We start from the raw sequence: 1,014 nt of genomic DNA on the forward strand, positions 1-1,014 counted from the left end.
TCCTACGAGATACAATCAGGGAGAACAACCCAGAAGTGACACGCCCACGAAAAGCCACTAACCACTAGAGGGTTGTTGCCCCCCCTCACCCCCCCCCCCCCCCCCCACGCCCTCCGTCGTTCTCCGTTCCCGCCGCTCGCGCCCCGGTCCGGTCCGAGGCCCGAGACCGGAGGCCCCAGATCCGGGAACCGAGGTCCGGGGCCCGAGGCCCGGGGCGACTCCGCCGGCTATTCGGCGAAGGCCGCGAGGTGCTGGGTGAAACCGCCCTTGGTGGGCGGCAGCGGCCGCGGTTCGAGGTCCTGCACCGGCGGCGGCTCCTCCACCGGCAGCAGCCGCAGCTCGGGCTGCTCGGAGTCGGGGGAGGAGTACAGCCGCACCCGGGTGCCGACCGGGACGGTGCTGCGCATCCCGTCCACGATGCACCAGACGTCGAACCCCTCCTCCATCCGGATCAGCGACTTCTGCCGGACCAAGGGCGTCCGGGCCTGTTCGACCGCGCAGCGCCGGACCACGCCGGTGCCCTCGCTGGGCTCCAGTCGCAGCTCGGTGGAGCCGCAGGTGGGGCAGAGCAGCCGTTGGAAGGTCGGGTTGTTGCACCAGGTACAGCGCTGGAAGTACAGCGTCGTGCTCCGGGTGTCGGCATCGATGGCTGAGTGGACCACGCTGTCATCTCCCTGCGCTCGGACCGGCTCTGTCGGCAGAAGTACGCCAGTGGTACGCCAGTGGTACGCCAGTGGTACGCCAGTGGTACGCCAGTGGTACGTCACTGGTACGTCAGCAGTTCGGCGTAGTTCGGCAGGAAAAGGATAGGGAACTCAGTGCCGCCCTGTGAAGGCACTGAGTTCCCTTTTTGCCACGCACGTGCATAATGAAGGGTACTGAGTACCGTCGTGAAACAGGAGTGGCGATCATGAGCCAGGACTTCGATCTCTTCCGTATCTCCGAGGAGCACGAGATGCTCCGTGAGGCGGTGCGTTCGCTGGCCGAGGCGAAGATCGCTCCGTTCGCGGCGGA

The 1,014-nt window shown here is 67.0% G+C and carries 1 protein-coding gene; it reads right to left on the reverse strand.

What is annotated here, in order from left to right:
• Window positions 1–227 precede the first annotated feature (227 nt).
• A complete protein-coding gene (locus ACZ4W5_RS38025) occupies window positions 228–662 on the reverse strand; it encodes a PhlB family protein (RefSeq protein WP_360246213.1) in 435 nt (144 codons plus the stop codon).
• Window positions 663–1,014: the final 352 nt, after the last annotated feature.

This window comes from Kitasatospora sp. NPDC029367, from assembly GCF_055569135.1.